Genomic DNA, 15,128 nt, shown 5'->3' with positions numbered 1-15,128 from the left:
ATGGGTAGAACAATGAAATTAATGATTGCATCCGATATACATGGATCAGCCTATTATTGTAATAAAATGCTGGAAGCTTATAAACGAGAGAAAGCGGATAAGCTTTTGCTTTTAGGGGATATCCTGTACCATGGGCCAAGAAATGATCTGCCAAGAGAGTATGAACCTAAAAAGGTTATTGAAATGTTAAATGCTGTGAAAGAAGAGATACTTTGTGTCAGAGGAAACTGCGATACAGAAGTAGATCAGATGGTGCTTCAATTTCCGGTATTGGCGGAGTACTGTATTTTATACCTGAATAATCGTATGGTATTTGCCACTCACGGCCACCATTTCAATCCTGATAACAAACCTATGTTAAAGAAAGGGGATATCCTGTTAAACGGTCATACCCATGTGCCGAAATGGGAGGAAAGAGAAGCGTTTATCTATGTAAATCCGGGTTCTGTATCGATACCAAAAGAGGATAGTCCTAACAGCTATATTCTGTGGGAAGAAGAAGTACTGTTTAAGAATCTGGAAGGTGAAATCTATAAGAAGGTATCTTTATCAGAAAGATAATGAATATATATACGTTGTATTATTGTATTCATGCATTTGCTGTTAATAATTGTTTTTTTTGATATCCCATTTGACCTAGTGTATATCCTAGTTTTATGCAAATATGTGGAAAAACTATTTGCACTTGTTCTATAAATAATTACTTTATTTATTCATTGCAATCCGGGGGGATATGTGTTATTATAAGTATCAAAATTTGTAATAAAGTACTACAATGGAGTAATGCATCTTAGACAGATTGCTTCAAACAGCATGTAGCGTGCTGTTATTTTTACGTTTATTTGTTCTTACCCGCGGCATGTATTTGCTTAAAGGCCAGACTACAGATAGAAAGTTTGATATTTTAATTATGGTGGAGGAAAATATGATTAAAGTAGTTAAATTCGGCGGGAGTTCCTTAGCAAGCGCAGAACAATTCAAGAAGGTCGGAAACATAATCCGTTCCGAGGAAGCAAGGAGATATGTGGTACCTTCCGCACCAGGAAAGCGTAATTCTCAGGATACGAAGGTTACGGACATGCTCTATCACTGCTATGACCTGGCAGTAAAAGGAGCTGATTTTAAAGAAGCAATGGAAGGTATTAAGACTCGTTATTCAGATATTATTAAGGGGCTTGATCTTGCCATGTCCTTAGACACAGAGTTCGAACAGATCAGCGCAGACTTCGCCGCAAAAAAGGGTGCAGACTACGCAGCTTCCAGGGGAGAATACTTAAACGGTTTGATTATGGCTGAATACTTAGGCTATGAGTTTATAGATGCAAAAGAGGTCATTTTCTTTGATAATAACGGTGTTTTTGATGCGGATAAAACCGACGCCATTCTGGCAGAGAAGCTTAAGAACACACCTAATGCGGTAATACCCGGTTTCTACGGAGCTTATGAAGATGGAGGAATAAAGACCTTCTCCAGAGGTGGTTCCGATATTACCGGTTCCATTGTAGCAAAAGCCGTACAGGCAGATATCTATGAGAACTGGACTGATGTATCCGGTTTTCTTGTAGCTGACCCAAGAATTATTAAAAATCCTGAGGTAATCTCCACTATTACCTATAAGGAGCTTCGTGAACTGTCTTATATGGGAGCGACCGTTTTGCATGAAGATGCAATTTTCCCTGTAAGAAAAGAGGGAATTCCCATTAACATCAGAAATACTGATGCACCGGAAGAGCCTGGTACAATGATTGTAAAGAATACCGTTCTTAAGCCGGAATATACCATCACCGGTATTGCCGGCAAGAAGGGTTTTGTTGCCATAAATATTGAAAAAGATATGATGAACTCTGAAATTGGTTTTGGGAGAAAAGTGCTCCGTGTATTCGAGGACAATGGAATTTCTTTTGAGCATATGCCCTCCGGTATCGATACGCTGACCGTTTTCGTTCATCAGGATGAATTTGTAGAAAAGGAACAGAGTGTATTAGCTGGTATTGATCATGCTGCTAACCCGGATTCCATCGATTTGGAAAGTGATCTCGCCCTTATAGCAGTTGTTGGGAGAGGGATGCGTCAAACCAGAGGGACTGCAGGAAGAATCTTCTCAGCCCTTGCCCATGCGAATGTAAACGTTAAAATGATCGATCAGGGTTCCAGTGAACTGAACATAATAATTGGTGTCAGCAACAAGGATTTTGAGGTGGCTATTAAGGCCATTTATGATATCTTTGTACTGTCCAAGCTGTAATTGCTTTAACTGGTTTTTAGGAATACGTGCTCATAGATAAATGTGCCTTTGCTTAAAAATGTGCATAGTATGGTATTCCATCACATAGAAGGAAACTTCTGTAAGAAATTAAACTTTTTTAGGAAATTAATAGATTTAATGTTTTTTCTATCTTTTTTAATTTTATTAGAGACAAGTTCGTTTTATAAAACCAGACTATTCATGTAGCGTAATCATTCTAGAGCAACAAGATTTCAGAAAGATTTCGTTACACCTAGGAAATATGATGATTGCCTACAAAAAACAACAACCTGTAAATGACCAGGTTGTTGTTTTTATTTGTATTATATTACTAAAATAAATAGTTCTTAATCTTTTTGGAATCCCTTGTTTTTATTCTTACCTATTGGATTCTCTGATATTACAAGACCTGCAATTGTAAGAAGAGTACCAACTGTTCCAAGCAGTGTCATTTTTTCATCCAATATCAAAGCGGACGTAAGAATAGCAATAACAGGAATGATATAGATATAAATGCTGGTCTTAACAGCTCCTAAAACCTTGGTAGCCCAATTCCAGGTTACATAACAAAGAGCGGAAGCTCCTATCCCTAAGAACAGGAGATTGGCAGTATGAATTGGCTTAAGCAGCTTTGCCAGCTCGATTTCCGGACGGAATACAGGATATAGGGGAATCATGGTAAGCTGTATAGAAAAATTTTTCTGGTGGCAATTATCATGTTATAGCCCAGGTCGCTGATCTTTTTCGTAAAGATAGAATAAATTCCCCATATAAAAGCAGCAGCCAATGCCAGTAAATCACCCATGGGATTTAGTGCTAAAGCCGCACTGCCGTTATAGCTGATTAGAACGATTCCAGCCATAGCAGAGAGAAAACCCAGGAAGAAAGATGGGCGGAACTTCTCATTCTTTAGAAGAAAATGTGCCATTAAGGCTGTGAAAAATGGTGCTGTGGATACGATGACTCCGACATTGGAGACACTTGTCATGGTTAGCGCATTATTTTCCATCAGAAAGTATAAGGTCACTCCTGAAAAACCAGCGCCGAAGAAGAGCCATTCATCCGATTTCTTTTTAAGAAGGACCTGGGTATCTTTACCGGGTTTGATTAGCCAGAGTATGAGAAAACCGATCAGGAAGCGGTATACCAGAATTTCATAGGGAGTGAAAGCCTTTAGAAGTACCTTGGTGGATATAAAAGTGGTACCCCAGAAGAGAACACTGAATAATGCAGCTGCATGACCTTTCAGGGAATGGTTTGAGGACATAGATAACTCCTTCTGCAGTGCGGTAAAAATTAAACAATCGCTTCTTTTGTCCATAGATTAAATAGTAAGAGCTTCAAGTAACTTTAAGTACATTTATGTATAGGTACTTACTTAAAAGCATACCGAAAGCCTGTTTTCGTTACAGGCTTTCGGGCAGCTTTTCTACCGGATAGGAAGGATTGTTTACAATAAGTTTACCAAGCGAGATTAGATATGAATCAGTATTATTTAATTACAGTTTTTCCGCCCATGTAAGGCTGTAATGCCTTGGGAATGTTAACAGAACCGTCAGCATTTAAGTTATTCTCAAGGAAAGCGATAAGCATTCTGGGAGGAGCAACAACGGTGTTATTTAAGGTGTGGGCAAAGTATTTGCCTTCTTCCCCTACAACACGAATCTTTAAACGACGTGCCTGAGCATCTCCTAAGTTAGAACAGCTTCCAACCTCGAAATACTTCTGCTGTCTGGGAGACCAGGCCTCAACGTCTACGGATTTTACTTTCAGGTCGGCAAGGTCACCGGAACAGCACTCCAAAGTTCTAACAGGAATATCAAGTGAACGGAAGAGGTCTACGGTATTCTGCCATAATACATCGAACCACTTCGGGCTTTCTTTTGGGTTGCAGACAACGATCATTTCCTGCTTCTCAAACTGGTGAATACGGTAAACACCACGCTCTTCAAGTCCATGTGCGCCTTTTTCTTTTCTAAAACAAGGAGAATAGCTGGTTAAGGTCTGAGGAAGCGTCTCTTCGGGAAGAATAGTGTCAATAAATTTACCGATCATGGAATGCTCGCTGGTACCGATAAGATAGAGGTCTTCACCTTCAATTTTATACATCATGGCATCCATTTCTGCAAAGCTCATAACACCTGTAACGACGTCGCTTCGAATCATATAAGGAGGGATACAATAGGTAAAGCCTCTCTCAATCATAAAATCTCTTGCATAAGAAATAACAGCAGAGTGAAGTCTGGCAATATCACCCATCAGATAGTAGAAGCCATTTCCGGCTACTTTTCTCGCACTGTCTAAATCCAATCCGTTGAATTTATCCATGATTTCAGCATGGTAGGGAATTTCAAAGTCAGGAACTACAGGCTCGCCATAGCGTTTTACTTCAACATTTTCACTGTCGTCTTTACCTATAGGTACGCTGGGATCGATAATATTAGGAATAGTCATCATAATTTTCTTGATTTTCTCTTCCAGTTCTGCTTCTTTGGTCTCTAACTCAGCAAGTCTTTGGGATTCAGCATTCACCTTTGCTTTCATTTCTTCTGCTTCTTCTTTTTTGCCCTGAGCCATAAGACCGCCGATTTGTTTGGAAATCTTATTTCTATCAGCTCTTAAGGTGTCAGCTTCCTGCTTCGTAGCACGAGCTTCTGCATCAAGGTTTATCACCTCATCCACAAGACCAAGCTTGTTATCCTGGAATTTGTTCTTAATGTTCTGTTTCACGATTTCGGGATTTTCTCTGACGAATTTAATATCTAACATAATTTCCTCCATTCATTCACTGTATTTGGAATATAATTGGTGAAAGACTGTAAACAAGCTGCCATTTCACCTGCTATTGTTAAGGTTGCAGTTGTACTCATGCTTTTGGGCAGAATATGCCAAGCTGTTGATAGGAAGTCTGCAGCAGAGGATTTAAACAATAAAAAAAATCCTCCGTTCCCATAAATAATTGGGACGAAAGGATTCCGCGTTGCCACCCAAATTGCCGTTACAACAACGGCCGCTCAACATGGCAGGATAAAGGCTGCCGCCCTTTCGGCTTCCTAACTGCATAAACAGGTCTGGTTTATGCTTATTCACCGACAGCTCCAAAAGTGGAAAGATCTGAGCTTTCACCGATTTACACCAACCACCGGCTCTCTTTGGAAATCTCATAATCGTAGCTTTTATCAACACCGTTAACAATATATTTGATTTTATTATACACAAATTCTAAGAAATTACAAGGGATATTTACAGTATGTTCGACTTTAGGCCATTTGAGGCATAATTAGGTGGAGAAATTTATCATATAAGTCTTATAGGGGAGCAATAGAATATGACAATTACAATACATAGATTTTAAACAGGTTGGATGCCTGGCAGGTTGACAAAAAAACAAAAGAGAGATATAGTAATAATGCTTAATAAAGATAATTTAATAAGTAATTTAGTAAGTGGACTTAAAAAACATTCATGAAACTCAATTAATATGTCTTTCTTAATCAGTCAATAATATGTAAAAAGTTTAACCATAATTGAAAGGAAAGGGAAACTTATGATGAATCAAAAAGAGAGAATGCTGGCTGGTTTGCCCTATAAAGCCTGGCTTGATGGGCTGCCAGAAGATCGGCTGGAAAATAAAAAGAAGGTATATGCTTTTAATATGCTGCCTCCGGAGGAGGAAGATAAAAGAGAAGCATTAATTAAAGGAATACTTGGAAAAGTAGGGGAAAATGCGCATATTGAAGCTCCTTTTCATTGCGATTATGGAAAGAATATTGAAGTAGGAAATAACTTTTTTGTCAATTATAACTGCACCATACTCGATGTAGGTAAAGTGGTAATTGGAGATAATGTTATGTTTGCTCCCAATGTGTCAATATATACTGCGGGGCATCCCGTGCATCCTGATTCCAGAAATACAGGTTATGAATATGGAATTGCTATAACAATTGGAGATAATGTATGGATTGGAGGCAATGTTATCCTTAATCCAGGCGTTACCATAGGAAACAATGTTGTAATAGGTGCCGGCAGTATCGTAACCAGGGATATTCCTGACAATGTAATAGCAGTTGGTAGTCCCTGTAAGGTAATTAGGAAAATAACGGAGGCGGATAGAAAGTATTACTTTAAAGATAAAGAGTTTGATGTTGAGGATTATCGATAATATTTATTTGTATAATTGCGTCTTTGTATGATAGTTGAAAAATCTGCTTTGTAATTTGACAAAATATGGTGTATAATGTGGATTAACAAAAGTGACAACCATTATACAGGAGGTAGATTATATGAAGATAAGTGCAAGAAACCAGCTTAAAGGCAAAGTTGTGGCTATTAAAGACGGAGCGGTAAACGGTATTGTTACCCTTGATATCGGTGGTGGAAATGTATTGAGTGCTACGATATCAATGGATGCCATCAAGGAACTTGACTTAAAACCAGGATCGGATGCTTACGCAATCATTAAAGCAACTTCTATTATGGTTGGTGTAGATGATTAAATCAGGATTTTATTATTTAGTAAAAAGTTAATTGTTCTTATAAGGAAAACAAGTTAAGGAAAATTTTTGGACTCATAAAGTATATCTTGAGTCATATAAACCTGATAAACAAAAAAGCAAGTCCCTGAGGTCTTGCTTTTTTTGTTTCGTTCATAAAATAACGGTATCTGGCAGGTGTATTCTTGATTTATCATTATAATGTATAAATTGGTTCGAATAATCATGTACTAACGGATGCATTATGAATTATAGAATACTGAAGTTTCCGTTCAATTACTGAAGTGTAATTTCAAACAGCCTTGCTGTAAAAGTCTTAGGCAGTCTTACAGACAGGCTGTTATTCTCCTGGTTATAACGATAATCGCATTCTTTATAAGACGGGTAAGCACACTTGACCTCAGCTACCTGTCTGCTTATACCAGGCAGAGGGAGAACACAGGTATCCGTTTCGCTGTTTCTTCTCCATACTGCTATATAAAGCTTCTTATCTGCCTGAAGACCTAAACTAACCCAGGTATCCGAAAAGGCTGACAAGCCTAAAGGCCAGAAGGGAAGAGCGGTTCGGATATCTCCACGGATTGTTTTATAATAATCCAAGGCTTCTTTTACCAGAACTTTTCGCTCCTCCGTCAGGTTCACCAGGTGTCCGCTCTGATGAATACGAAGCAGCATTGCATTCACCATATTAAAGACTACCTCTTCTTTATCACCGGCAGTCATTGGATAGGACCAGATAGCAGACTGTTCAGGCGTTAAACCGGAGGGAGAGTTGGCGGCTATGGTAGCATAACGTTTGTAATCATCCTGATCACTGGTGGACTGGATGGAGTGTCTTGACAGCATGGCATAATCTATACGAAGACCGCCGCTGGAGCAGTTCTCAATAATAAGGTCAGGATATTTCTGAAAGATAGCATCCAACCAGGCAAGGTAGGCTCTTTCATGGCCCAAGAGGCCGTCCCCGAAGCTGTCGGCATGAAGTTCTGTGCCAATACCGGGTTCTATATTGTAATCCATTTTGATGTATCCCACACCATAATCCTTGATTAACCGGTCAATTACCTCATCCGCATGGGCTCTGACTTCAGGGTTGCGGAAATCCAGCTGATAACGGGAACGGTCATAGACCCTTTTGCCATGGCGCAGAAAGAACCAGTCATCCGGTACTTTGGCTGCCTTGGGGCAATTGATTCCCATAACTTCCAACTCCAGCCATACACCTGGGATAAGGCCTTTGCTTCTAATATAATCTGTAACTTCTTTCAGACCTCCGGGGAAGCGTTCTCTGGATTCCTGCCATTCACCGACATTATCCCACCAGAACCCTGCCGAATACCAGCCTGCATCTATGCAGAAATATTCACAGCCGGCTTCTGCTGCTGCATCAATTAAAGGGAGTTCTTTCTCGGTGGTGGGATCAGCCCAGAGACAATTCATATAGTCATTGAATATGATTGCTAGGGATTCATTATCTTTATTGGGGCGTCTTATAATTCTGCGGTACTTTGTGAGCTCACCCATGGCAGTATCAAAATTACCGGCATCAACACCTACGGATACCGGCACGGAGAGGAAGGTATCACCAGGGGCAAGCTCCTTGGACCAGTGGGATTGAATTTCAGTAGGGCCGCTTAAGGCAAGGTAGAGGTGAGCATTGTAATCTGAGATTTCCCAATGCCAGGAGCCGTTGTGTTCAATTTGCCAGAAGAGGCTGCTGCCGGTCTCTTCGTTTGCCAGATATCCCATGGGAAGGTATTCTTTTGTGGACCAATTACCGGTATTGGTAATACTGACAGCCTTAGAGGAACGCTGTTCCACATCCGGCTGTGCCTGCGGTAAACCAAGCTCTGAAAGGGTGTAGGATTGCCAAAACATTTCTCTCTGCCAGGCGTTATGAGGAATTTTTAAGGATAACTTATCGTCTCTTTTTAAGATTCCTTCCTTATCGATTCCGTTATAATAGAAGGAGGAGATATATTCAAGGGTTTGGCTTTCTTTGCCCCTGTTAATTACTTCACTGTAGGAACGAATAACGGATACTCCGTCGTAGAATTGTATATGACTTATAACTATAACACCGGTTTCTTCATCAATGACCGTTATCTCAAGCTTCCGTCCCAGGTCATTTCGATAATCTTTATGAGCCTGGTATTTCATACGATATCCGGGAGCCGTTATAATGTATTTGTTACCATGGCGCTCCAGCGGCCTGTTGATACCTGAGAGGTTAATCTCCATTAGATGAAAGGAACCCTCCAGATTTCTTGATTTTATATCGCTTTCCTTAAAAGGGAGGGCGGAGAAGTGAAGCAGTTTGATTTGTCCTTCCTCCGTAATCTCAAGAACCATATGAATCTTATTCTCATATATTTGTATTCTTTCCATCTTTTTCTTTATGTCCTTTCATATATTTTTCCATGGCTATAACAGAATCCCTGCTGATTACATGTTCAATGGAACAAGCATCCTTATCTGCAATTTCCCTATCTATTTTCAGAATATCCACAAAGAATTTCTTGATGATCCGGTGCTTGTCCGAAGTGGATTTGGCTAACTCAAGCCCTTTCTCCGTCAGAAAGATTTCTTTGTATTTTTCATAATTTATTAGTCCTTTTTCAGCCAGTGAGACAATGGCACTGTTGGTACTGGCTTTGGATACGCCGAGTCTCTTCGCAATATCTGATACCCGGGCACCTTCCTTGTCAGAGGATAGTTCATAAATGGCTTCCAGATAATTTTCCATTGTAAACGTCAGTTTGTCCATAAATAACCTCTTTTCTAAATATCAACATAAATGTGATATGAATTCTTCTTTAACAAAAGTCCGAATACAAGGATTTACTGATCCACGGAGCAATTTCTGTTAATTCTTCCATCAGTTTATCAGTTTGATAAATTAAAATCAATGAATATAATATAAAATTTATGATTACAATTATTCTTACTTCTGATATAATGCATAGAGGCATTCGTAATAAAGCCCTATTTATTTACATTTAATGTGTGAAACACAAGAAGAGGAAGTTTGGCTGTATGTTGATTCGTGAAGCAAAACCCAAGGAAATTAAGTACTTGCTGGAGGCGGGCTATAAATTATGGAACAAAGGAAGAACCTTTGAGGAGTACTATAAAGATAACACGAAGGAAGACCGTTATGGGACCAGGTATGTATTAGAGGAGAACGGAGCCCTGGTGAGCTCTCTTATTTTACTCAGACTTGGTCAGAAGTTTCATTGTGATACTTATGGCATTGGATCTGTATTTACGGATAAAGCCCATGCGGGTAAAGGTTATGCAACTATTCTTATCAATTCCTGTATTGGTAAGCTGCACAAAGAGGACTGTATCATATTCCTTTATTCCGAAATAGAACCTGCCTTTTATGAAAGACTGCATTTCAGGGTCTTACCGGACAGACTTCAGAAAAAGCAGGGCTGTTATTGCATGGCATCCTGTTCAGAAGCAGTTTGGGACCAGATTATACAAGCAGAGATTGATAGTATACCGGATTATTTCTGATTTAGAATAGATAAAGCAATGCTTGAGTTCTACCTGGCATCACACTGCTCTGTTAATAATTGACAAGCAGAAGCAATCGTTTTACAATAATTTTATCAGAGTATGTAGCCATCATACAGGAGAAACTGATTTATATTCAAGCTGTTGATCAATCTGAAAAGCTTGGATAGTAGCAGAGACACCTGTATGTTTTTGCGTTCTAAAGCATTCCTTTAGTGGGGAGAACTTGTACTCAATTATTGGTTTATTCACTTTAGCAGTGTTTTGATTATAATGAATTTTGTAGCCGGCAACGCAAAACAATCAGGAGGTAGATTATGTTTAGTACAAGTGAAGTTGGAAAGAAAATAGCGGCATATCGTAAAGAAAGAAATATGACACAGATGGAACTGGCAGATAATCTGGGAGTAAGTTATCAGGCAGTAAGCAATTGGGAAAGAGGCAATTCCATGCCGGATATCGCAAAGCTTCCGGAACTGGTTTCCATATTAGGCTGCAGCATTGATGAATTATTGGGTAACAGGAAAGAAAGTGAACTTTTTAAGAAAGTACTGGAAGGCGATGCGAAGGAATACGTGAAGGAGCAGAAAGTATCGGTAGAAGAGCTTGCCTCCGCAGCACCTGCTCTTAAGCCAAGCCAGACGGAGAGTCTGGTTGAAACCGTTCTGGATGAGAATTCTGACCGTATTTCATTAGAGGATCTGGTTAAGATAGCTCCTTTTGTAAGCGAGGAGTTCCTTATGGAATGGATCAACCGTATTGATATAGTGGAGAATATAAAAGGAGTTACCGCACTGGCTCCTTTCTTAGAGGAAAAATCCCTGGATGTACTGGTGAAAAAGATAACAAAGGTGGGAGAGCTCTCACAAATTAGTTCACTGGCTCCGTTTCTTTCGGAAGAAAGTCTTGATACGCTGGTTGAGAAGGCATTTGAAGAAGGTAAGATTGGTGAATGCACAGGACTATATCCTTTCCTTAGCAGCCAGGCGGCAAAAAAACTGGCTGACCTGTTTATGAAGAATGGCAATATGAAAGAGTTTGTCAAACTCGCACCTTTTTTATAAAACGCGATAACTCGTTGCCTTGGTGTTATTGCGAAAAAGATGGTAGCTCGTATTTTTCCTTTGAACCACTTAGGTTAAAGGACTGCAAAAAGGATGGAAATACTTGCGAACATATTCATCTTAAGAGTAAAGGCGGTGCTCGTACAATTATTATACAGAACAGACCAGACAAAAATCATTTAGAGAAAAAGCATATGAACAAAGAGAATATGAACAAAGAGAATACGAACAAAGAGCATACGAACAAAGAGAATACGAACAAAGAGAATACGAAACAAAGATAATACGAAACAAAGATAATACAGACAAAAAATATATAGACTAAAAATTATAAGAATTAAATTTATAAGAATTAAATTTAGTCTTATTTATAAGGAGCAGTAACAATTTACAGTAATGAAGTAAATTGTCACTGCTCTGGAAAAGAGGAGAGATGAAAGAACTACTGCTGCGACGCAAGGGGAAATTTATTCAATATTTATTTGCCACGTTTATGTTTATCATAGACCACTTCGCCCAGATGGGTATCTTCGTACTGATACTCCATGCCATCGAGAAGGGGAATGCCGGAGATTACTGGAAGGTAATCGTAATTACGGCTTTGTTTATCCTTTATGCACCACTTAATTTCCTGATATCAAGGTTATTGCGTATCCGATATATGAGAGATACCATACTGGATGTCAGAAAACAGGCTTTTGACAAGATCATCAATATGCCTTTTAAGAAATTTTCTTCCAAATCGAAGGAAGTATACATATCCAATCTGATCAATGATATCAATACTTTTGAAAATAAATTCTTTATTAGTCTATTAAATTACCTCATCAATATGGGAATGTTCCTCTTCTCCATATTAATACTGGTATTTCTGGACTACAAACTGGCCATAGCTATGGCAGCTCAGGCAGTGCTGTTAACTGCCCTGGCTGGATTCTTTATAAAGAAGTCCACAACCTTGGAGCAGGAATTGTCAGAGAGCAATGAACAGTTTACTACAGATATGGCAAATACCTTTAACGGGATGGAAATACTGAAATTAAACCACATAGAAGATAAATTCCGTGATAAGAGCATGGAGGCTGTCAGCAGAATGGAGAGAAAGAAGTATGCGGCGGCTGTCTTTACCGACATGCAGAAATATGTTATCCGTATTATTTCCTTTGCGTCAACTGTAGGGGTTATGATATATATGGCACATAGCTTTGTCAATGGATTAACCTTAAGTATGGGAGGGCTGCTGTTCCAGCTTTGTTCTTCCAGCAGTAACTTTCTAATCAATGCGTTCCCGATGAGAAATCAGATGAAAGCCTCCATGACCATATACCATAAGATTGCAGACAGATCAGCGGAAACTCTGGAAGAAGATAAAGGAAGCACAGTATTTCATTTACAGGAGAAGATTTCGCTTAATCATGTAACCTTTCGTTATGGCAACAAAGAGATTCTCAAAGATGCAAGCTTTGTCATAGAGAAAGGAAAGAAATATCTGATTAAGGGAGCAAGTGGAGCAGGAAAATCCACATTAATAAATCTTCTTGCTAAAACCACCGAGGACTATGAAGGTGAAATCCTGGCAGATCATGTGGAATATCATAACCTGAATGAAAAATCTTTTCATGAAAAGGTGGCTTTCGTATACCAGGATGTTTTTCTCTTTGAAGATACGATCAGAAATAACATTACCCTTTACCAGGAGGTATCGGAAGAGAAGGTGAATTTTGCAGTGAAGGTCTGCGGCTTAGAGGGAATCTTTACGGATAAGAAAGCAGGACTTGATGAGATGTTGCTTGAAAACGGAAAGAATTTATCCGGCGGGCAGCGTCAGCGTATCTCCATAGCCCGGGCTATCGCAAAGGATGCACAGATTCTTTTTGTTGACGAAGGCACTTCAAGCCTCAATGAAGAACTGGGAAGAGAGATCGAAAAGGTATTCTTATCTTTGGAAAATACGGTTATTGCCATTAGTCATCGTTATTATGAAGGCGTTACCGAAAATTATGATTATGTGCTGGAAATCAAGAACGGAAGAGTTCACCAGTTTCTGGCACAGGAATATTTCAACGAGGTGGTTGTATGTTAAAGAAATTATTTCGTGCACTTCCCTTCCTGTTAGGCTCCCTGGTGGTGACGTTGCTTTTAGTAGGCCTTGATGCAGTGGTAACGAGAAAGATGTTAGGAATGCTTGATTTCGCACTTGCTGGGGATCTTGTGTCTCTTAAAAAAGAGACTCCCTATCTTTTGGCAGGAGCGGTGCTGCTGGTACCCTTAGGTGTCTTAGAAGCCATGACTAGTAATTTCTATAAGAAAAAGAGCAATCTGAATATAAAAAATTACTACATCACAAGAGTTTTTGCAAAGAATATCAGGGAATTCCAGAAAGAGAACAATGGAAAATACTTATCCTCCATGACCAATGATTTTAATACCCTGGAGATTAATCTGCTGACAGGAATCTATACGGTGGGAAGGGCTTTGATGAACTTTCTGGCGGGTATGTGGCTGCTTTCAACAGTAGATCTGCGAATGATATTGCTTGCTGTGGTTATTATATTCATAAATCTGGGGATATCTGCAATTACAGCAAAACCTTTAAAAAAGAATTACAAAGAACGAAGTGATCTCTTTGATGGTTATACGTCCTATATCAAAGAGGTACTTTCCGCTTTCCATATAGTGAAAAATTATAATCTTCAGGACAAGGTCACGGCAGATTATTATCATAAAAGTGATGAGATACAGAATAAGGGCTTCCTCATTGAGAAGATGATGTCTTTTGTAAATGCTTCTCAGAACTTTGTAATGAGCAGCAGTTTCTATGGAATCCTATGCGGAATCGGGTATATAGCGGTTACGGGTAAGATCAGTGCCGGGGGATTAATTGTTATAATGGAAGGAATCAACCGTATGACCTTTCCTATTTTCGAACTGGCGGAAAGCTTACCAAAGCTCTTTACCTCCGGGGATCTGATAGACAAGATAGAAGATTCCCTTAAGAATACGGAGACTTATGAGGAAACGGTATCATTAGAAGAGTTTAAAGAAGAGATACGTTTTGAGGGAGTAGGATTTCATTACGAAGATGATGAAAGACAGATCTTAAGAGAGATTAACCTGGACTTTAGAAAAAATGGCAAGTATCTTGTAGTTGGTCCCAGCGGAGGCGGTAAATCAACCATGCTCCGATTATTCCGTAAATATGTAAATCCAACCCAGGGAAAGATCCTTATCGACGGACATAACCTGATGGATGTAAAGAAAGAAGATTATTTCGGTCTTATTGCCAATATTGAGCAGCAGGTCTTTCTTTTTGAAGATACAATCAGGAATAACATAACTCTCTACAAAGAGCTGGGAGAAAATGAAATCGAAAAAGCCATCAAAGATGCAGGCTTAAAAGAATTCGTAGAAGGCCTGCCACAGGGACTGGATACGGTAATCTATGACAACGGCAAGAATATATCAGGGGGGGAGAGAAGCCGTATCGTAATTGCCAGAGCGCTTCTTAGTAAAGCCAGAATATTACTGATGGATGAAGCTTTTGCGTCCCTTGATATGGAAAGAGCAAGGGAAATCGAGAAGACCATCCTAAATCTTCAGGATATCACGGTTATCAATGTAAGCCATGTGATTTTTAAAGATACCAGGGAATGTTATGATAAAGTTATAACTATAAAAGGAACAGCCTTTACCTGATGATTTGTCAGTCATTGGGTAAAGGTAGAACTTTTGGTTTCTGAGATATCTTCTGAAGTATAGAAATTTGCTGTCTCTTTCCATCGTTGATTGTATAGAGGCTATTTA

At 39.3% G+C, this 15,128-nt stretch carries 14 protein-coding genes; 8 read left to right on the top strand and 6 right to left on the bottom strand.

Translation table 11 applies throughout. The annotated features are described in order from the left end of the window. Positions 1-12: 12 nt before the first annotated feature. Entirely contained in the window at positions 13-561 is a 549-nt protein-coding gene (gene yfcE, locus R2R35_RS05925) for a phosphodiesterase (protein WP_317734753.1), read from the top strand. A gap of 364 nt (positions 562-925) precedes the next feature. Next, a complete protein-coding gene (locus R2R35_RS05920; protein ID WP_317733587.1) occupies positions 926-2,245 on the top strand; it encodes an aspartate kinase in 1,320 nt (439 codons plus the stop codon). A 347-nt stretch (positions 2,246-2,592) separates the two neighbouring features. Here the strand turns inward: R2R35_RS05920 and R2R35_RS05915 are convergent, their stop codons facing one another. The 4 genes from R2R35_RS05915 to R2R35_RS05900 all read right to left on the bottom strand — a co-directional run bounded on the left by R2R35_RS05915 (position 2,593) and on the right by R2R35_RS05900 (position 5,410). Then, positions 2,593-2,922 (bottom strand): DMT family transporter, encoded by a 330-nt coding sequence (locus R2R35_RS05915; protein WP_317733586.1) that lies wholly within the window; start codon positions 2,920-2,922, stop codon positions 2,593-2,595. Next, positions 2,919-3,512, bottom strand: coding sequence for a DMT family transporter (locus tag R2R35_RS05910; RefSeq protein ID WP_317733585.1), 594 nt, complete (start codon positions 3,510-3,512; stop codon positions 2,919-2,921). Before R2R35_RS05910 ends, R2R35_RS05915 begins: the two co-directional genes overlap by 4 nt. A 224-nt stretch (positions 3,513-3,736) precedes the next feature. Continuing rightward, the gene (gene serS, locus R2R35_RS05905) at positions 3,737-5,014 is read right to left on the bottom strand and encodes a serine--tRNA ligase (RefSeq protein WP_317733584.1); all 1,278 of its coding nucleotides are present in this window, start codon (positions 5,012-5,014) and stop codon (positions 3,737-3,739) included. A 153-nt stretch (positions 5,015-5,167) separates the two neighbouring features. Further along, positions 5,168-5,410, bottom strand: a complete 243-nt coding sequence (locus tag R2R35_RS05900; RefSeq protein WP_317733583.1) for a hypothetical protein — start codon at positions 5,408-5,410, stop codon at positions 5,168-5,170. Positions 5,411-5,795: 385 nt separating this feature from the next. Between R2R35_RS05900 and R2R35_RS05895 the strand changes: the two genes are divergently transcribed. Both R2R35_RS05895 and R2R35_RS05890 read left to right on the top strand, forming a co-directional pair. Beyond that, complete coding sequence (locus tag R2R35_RS05895; RefSeq protein WP_317734752.1) at positions 5,796-6,407, top strand: sugar O-acetyltransferase; 612 nt, start codon at positions 5,796-5,798, stop codon at positions 6,405-6,407. A 121-nt stretch (positions 6,408-6,528) separates the two neighbouring features. After that, positions 6,529-6,741, top strand: coding sequence for a TOBE domain-containing protein (locus tag R2R35_RS05890; RefSeq protein ID WP_317733582.1), 213 nt, complete (start codon positions 6,529-6,531; stop codon positions 6,739-6,741). Positions 6,742-7,014: 273 nt separating this feature from the next. Here the strand turns inward: R2R35_RS05890 and R2R35_RS05885 are convergent, their stop codons facing one another. Next, the gene (locus R2R35_RS05885) at positions 7,015-9,126 is read right to left on the bottom strand and encodes a glycoside hydrolase family 36 protein (protein ID WP_317733581.1); all 2,112 of its coding nucleotides are present in this window, start codon (positions 9,124-9,126) and stop codon (positions 7,015-7,017) included. Further along, complete coding sequence (locus tag R2R35_RS05880; protein ID WP_317733580.1) at positions 9,104-9,505, bottom strand: metal-dependent transcriptional regulator; 402 nt, start codon at positions 9,503-9,505, stop codon at positions 9,104-9,106. The genes R2R35_RS05885 and R2R35_RS05880 overlap by 23 nt, the downstream gene beginning before the upstream one ends. A 269-nt stretch (positions 9,506-9,774) precedes the next feature. Here R2R35_RS05880 and R2R35_RS05875 point away from each other — a divergent pair, with 269 nt between their 5' ends. The 4 genes from R2R35_RS05875 to R2R35_RS05860 all read left to right on the top strand — a co-directional run bounded on the left by R2R35_RS05875 (position 9,775) and on the right by R2R35_RS05860 (position 15,020). After that, the gene (locus R2R35_RS05875) at positions 9,775-10,260 is read left to right on the top strand and encodes a GNAT family N-acetyltransferase (protein WP_317733579.1); all 486 of its coding nucleotides are present in this window, start codon (positions 9,775-9,777) and stop codon (positions 10,258-10,260) included. Positions 10,261-10,577: 317 nt separating this feature from the next. Beyond that, complete coding sequence (locus R2R35_RS05870; protein ID WP_317733578.1) at positions 10,578-11,324, top strand: helix-turn-helix domain-containing protein; 747 nt, start codon at positions 10,578-10,580, stop codon at positions 11,322-11,324. A gap of 433 nt (positions 11,325-11,757) precedes the next feature. Continuing rightward, a complete protein-coding gene (locus R2R35_RS05865; protein WP_317733577.1) occupies positions 11,758-13,407 on the top strand; it encodes an ABC transporter ATP-binding protein in 1,650 nt (549 codons plus the stop codon). Beyond that, positions 13,401-15,020, top strand: coding sequence for an ABC transporter ATP-binding protein (locus R2R35_RS05860; RefSeq protein ID WP_317733576.1), 1,620 nt, complete (start codon positions 13,401-13,403; stop codon positions 15,018-15,020). The genes R2R35_RS05865 and R2R35_RS05860 overlap by 7 nt, the downstream gene beginning before the upstream one ends. The last annotated feature ends 108 nt before the right edge of the window (positions 15,021-15,128 follow it).

This window comes from Anaerocolumna sp. AGMB13020 (genome assembly GCF_033100115.1).
Lineage (GTDB): Bacteria > Bacillota > Clostridia > Lachnospirales > Lachnospiraceae > Anaerocolumna.
The sequence above is the reverse complement of the archived record's forward strand: the minus strand, read 5'-3'. Positions and strand labels throughout refer to the sequence as shown.

Coding starts and splice junctions, on each gene's coding strand:
- R2R35_RS05920 (WP_317733587.1), top strand. CDS start 926: ATGATTAAAGTAGTTAAATTCGGCGGGAGTTCCTTAGCAAGCGCAGAA.
- R2R35_RS05900 (WP_317733583.1), bottom strand. CDS start 5,410: ATGAGATTTCCAAAGAGAGCCGGTGGTTGGTGTAAATCGGTGAAAGCT.
- R2R35_RS05885 (WP_317733581.1), bottom strand. CDS start 9,126: ATGGAAAGAATACAAATATATGAGAATAAGATTCATATGGTTCTTGAG.
- R2R35_RS05860 (WP_317733576.1), top strand. CDS start 13,401: ATGTTAAAGAAATTATTTCGTGCACTTCCCTTCCTGTTAGGCTCCCTG.
- yfcE (WP_317734753.1), top strand. CDS start 13: ATGAAATTAATGATTGCATCCGATATACATGGATCAGCCTATTATTGT.
- R2R35_RS05880 (WP_317733580.1), bottom strand. CDS start 9,505: ATGGACAAACTGACGTTTACAATGGAAAATTATCTGGAAGCCATTTAT.
- R2R35_RS05915 (WP_317733586.1), bottom strand. CDS start 2,922: ATGATTCCCCTATATCCTGTATTCCGTCCGGAAATCGAGCTGGCAAAG.
- R2R35_RS05910 (WP_317733585.1), bottom strand. CDS start 3,512: ATGTCCTCAAACCATTCCCTGAAAGGTCATGCAGCTGCATTATTCAGT.
- R2R35_RS05890 (WP_317733582.1), top strand. CDS start 6,529: ATGAAGATAAGTGCAAGAAACCAGCTTAAAGGCAAAGTTGTGGCTATT.
- serS (WP_317733584.1), bottom strand. CDS start 5,014: ATGTTAGATATTAAATTCGTCAGAGAAAATCCCGAAATCGTGAAACAG.
- R2R35_RS05865 (WP_317733577.1), top strand. CDS start 11,758: ATGAAAGAACTACTGCTGCGACGCAAGGGGAAATTTATTCAATATTTA.
- R2R35_RS05895 (WP_317734752.1), top strand. CDS start 5,796: ATGAATCAAAAAGAGAGAATGCTGGCTGGTTTGCCCTATAAAGCCTGG.
- R2R35_RS05875 (WP_317733579.1), top strand. CDS start 9,775: ATGTTGATTCGTGAAGCAAAACCCAAGGAAATTAAGTACTTGCTGGAG.
- R2R35_RS05870 (WP_317733578.1), top strand. CDS start 10,578: ATGTTTAGTACAAGTGAAGTTGGAAAGAAAATAGCGGCATATCGTAAA.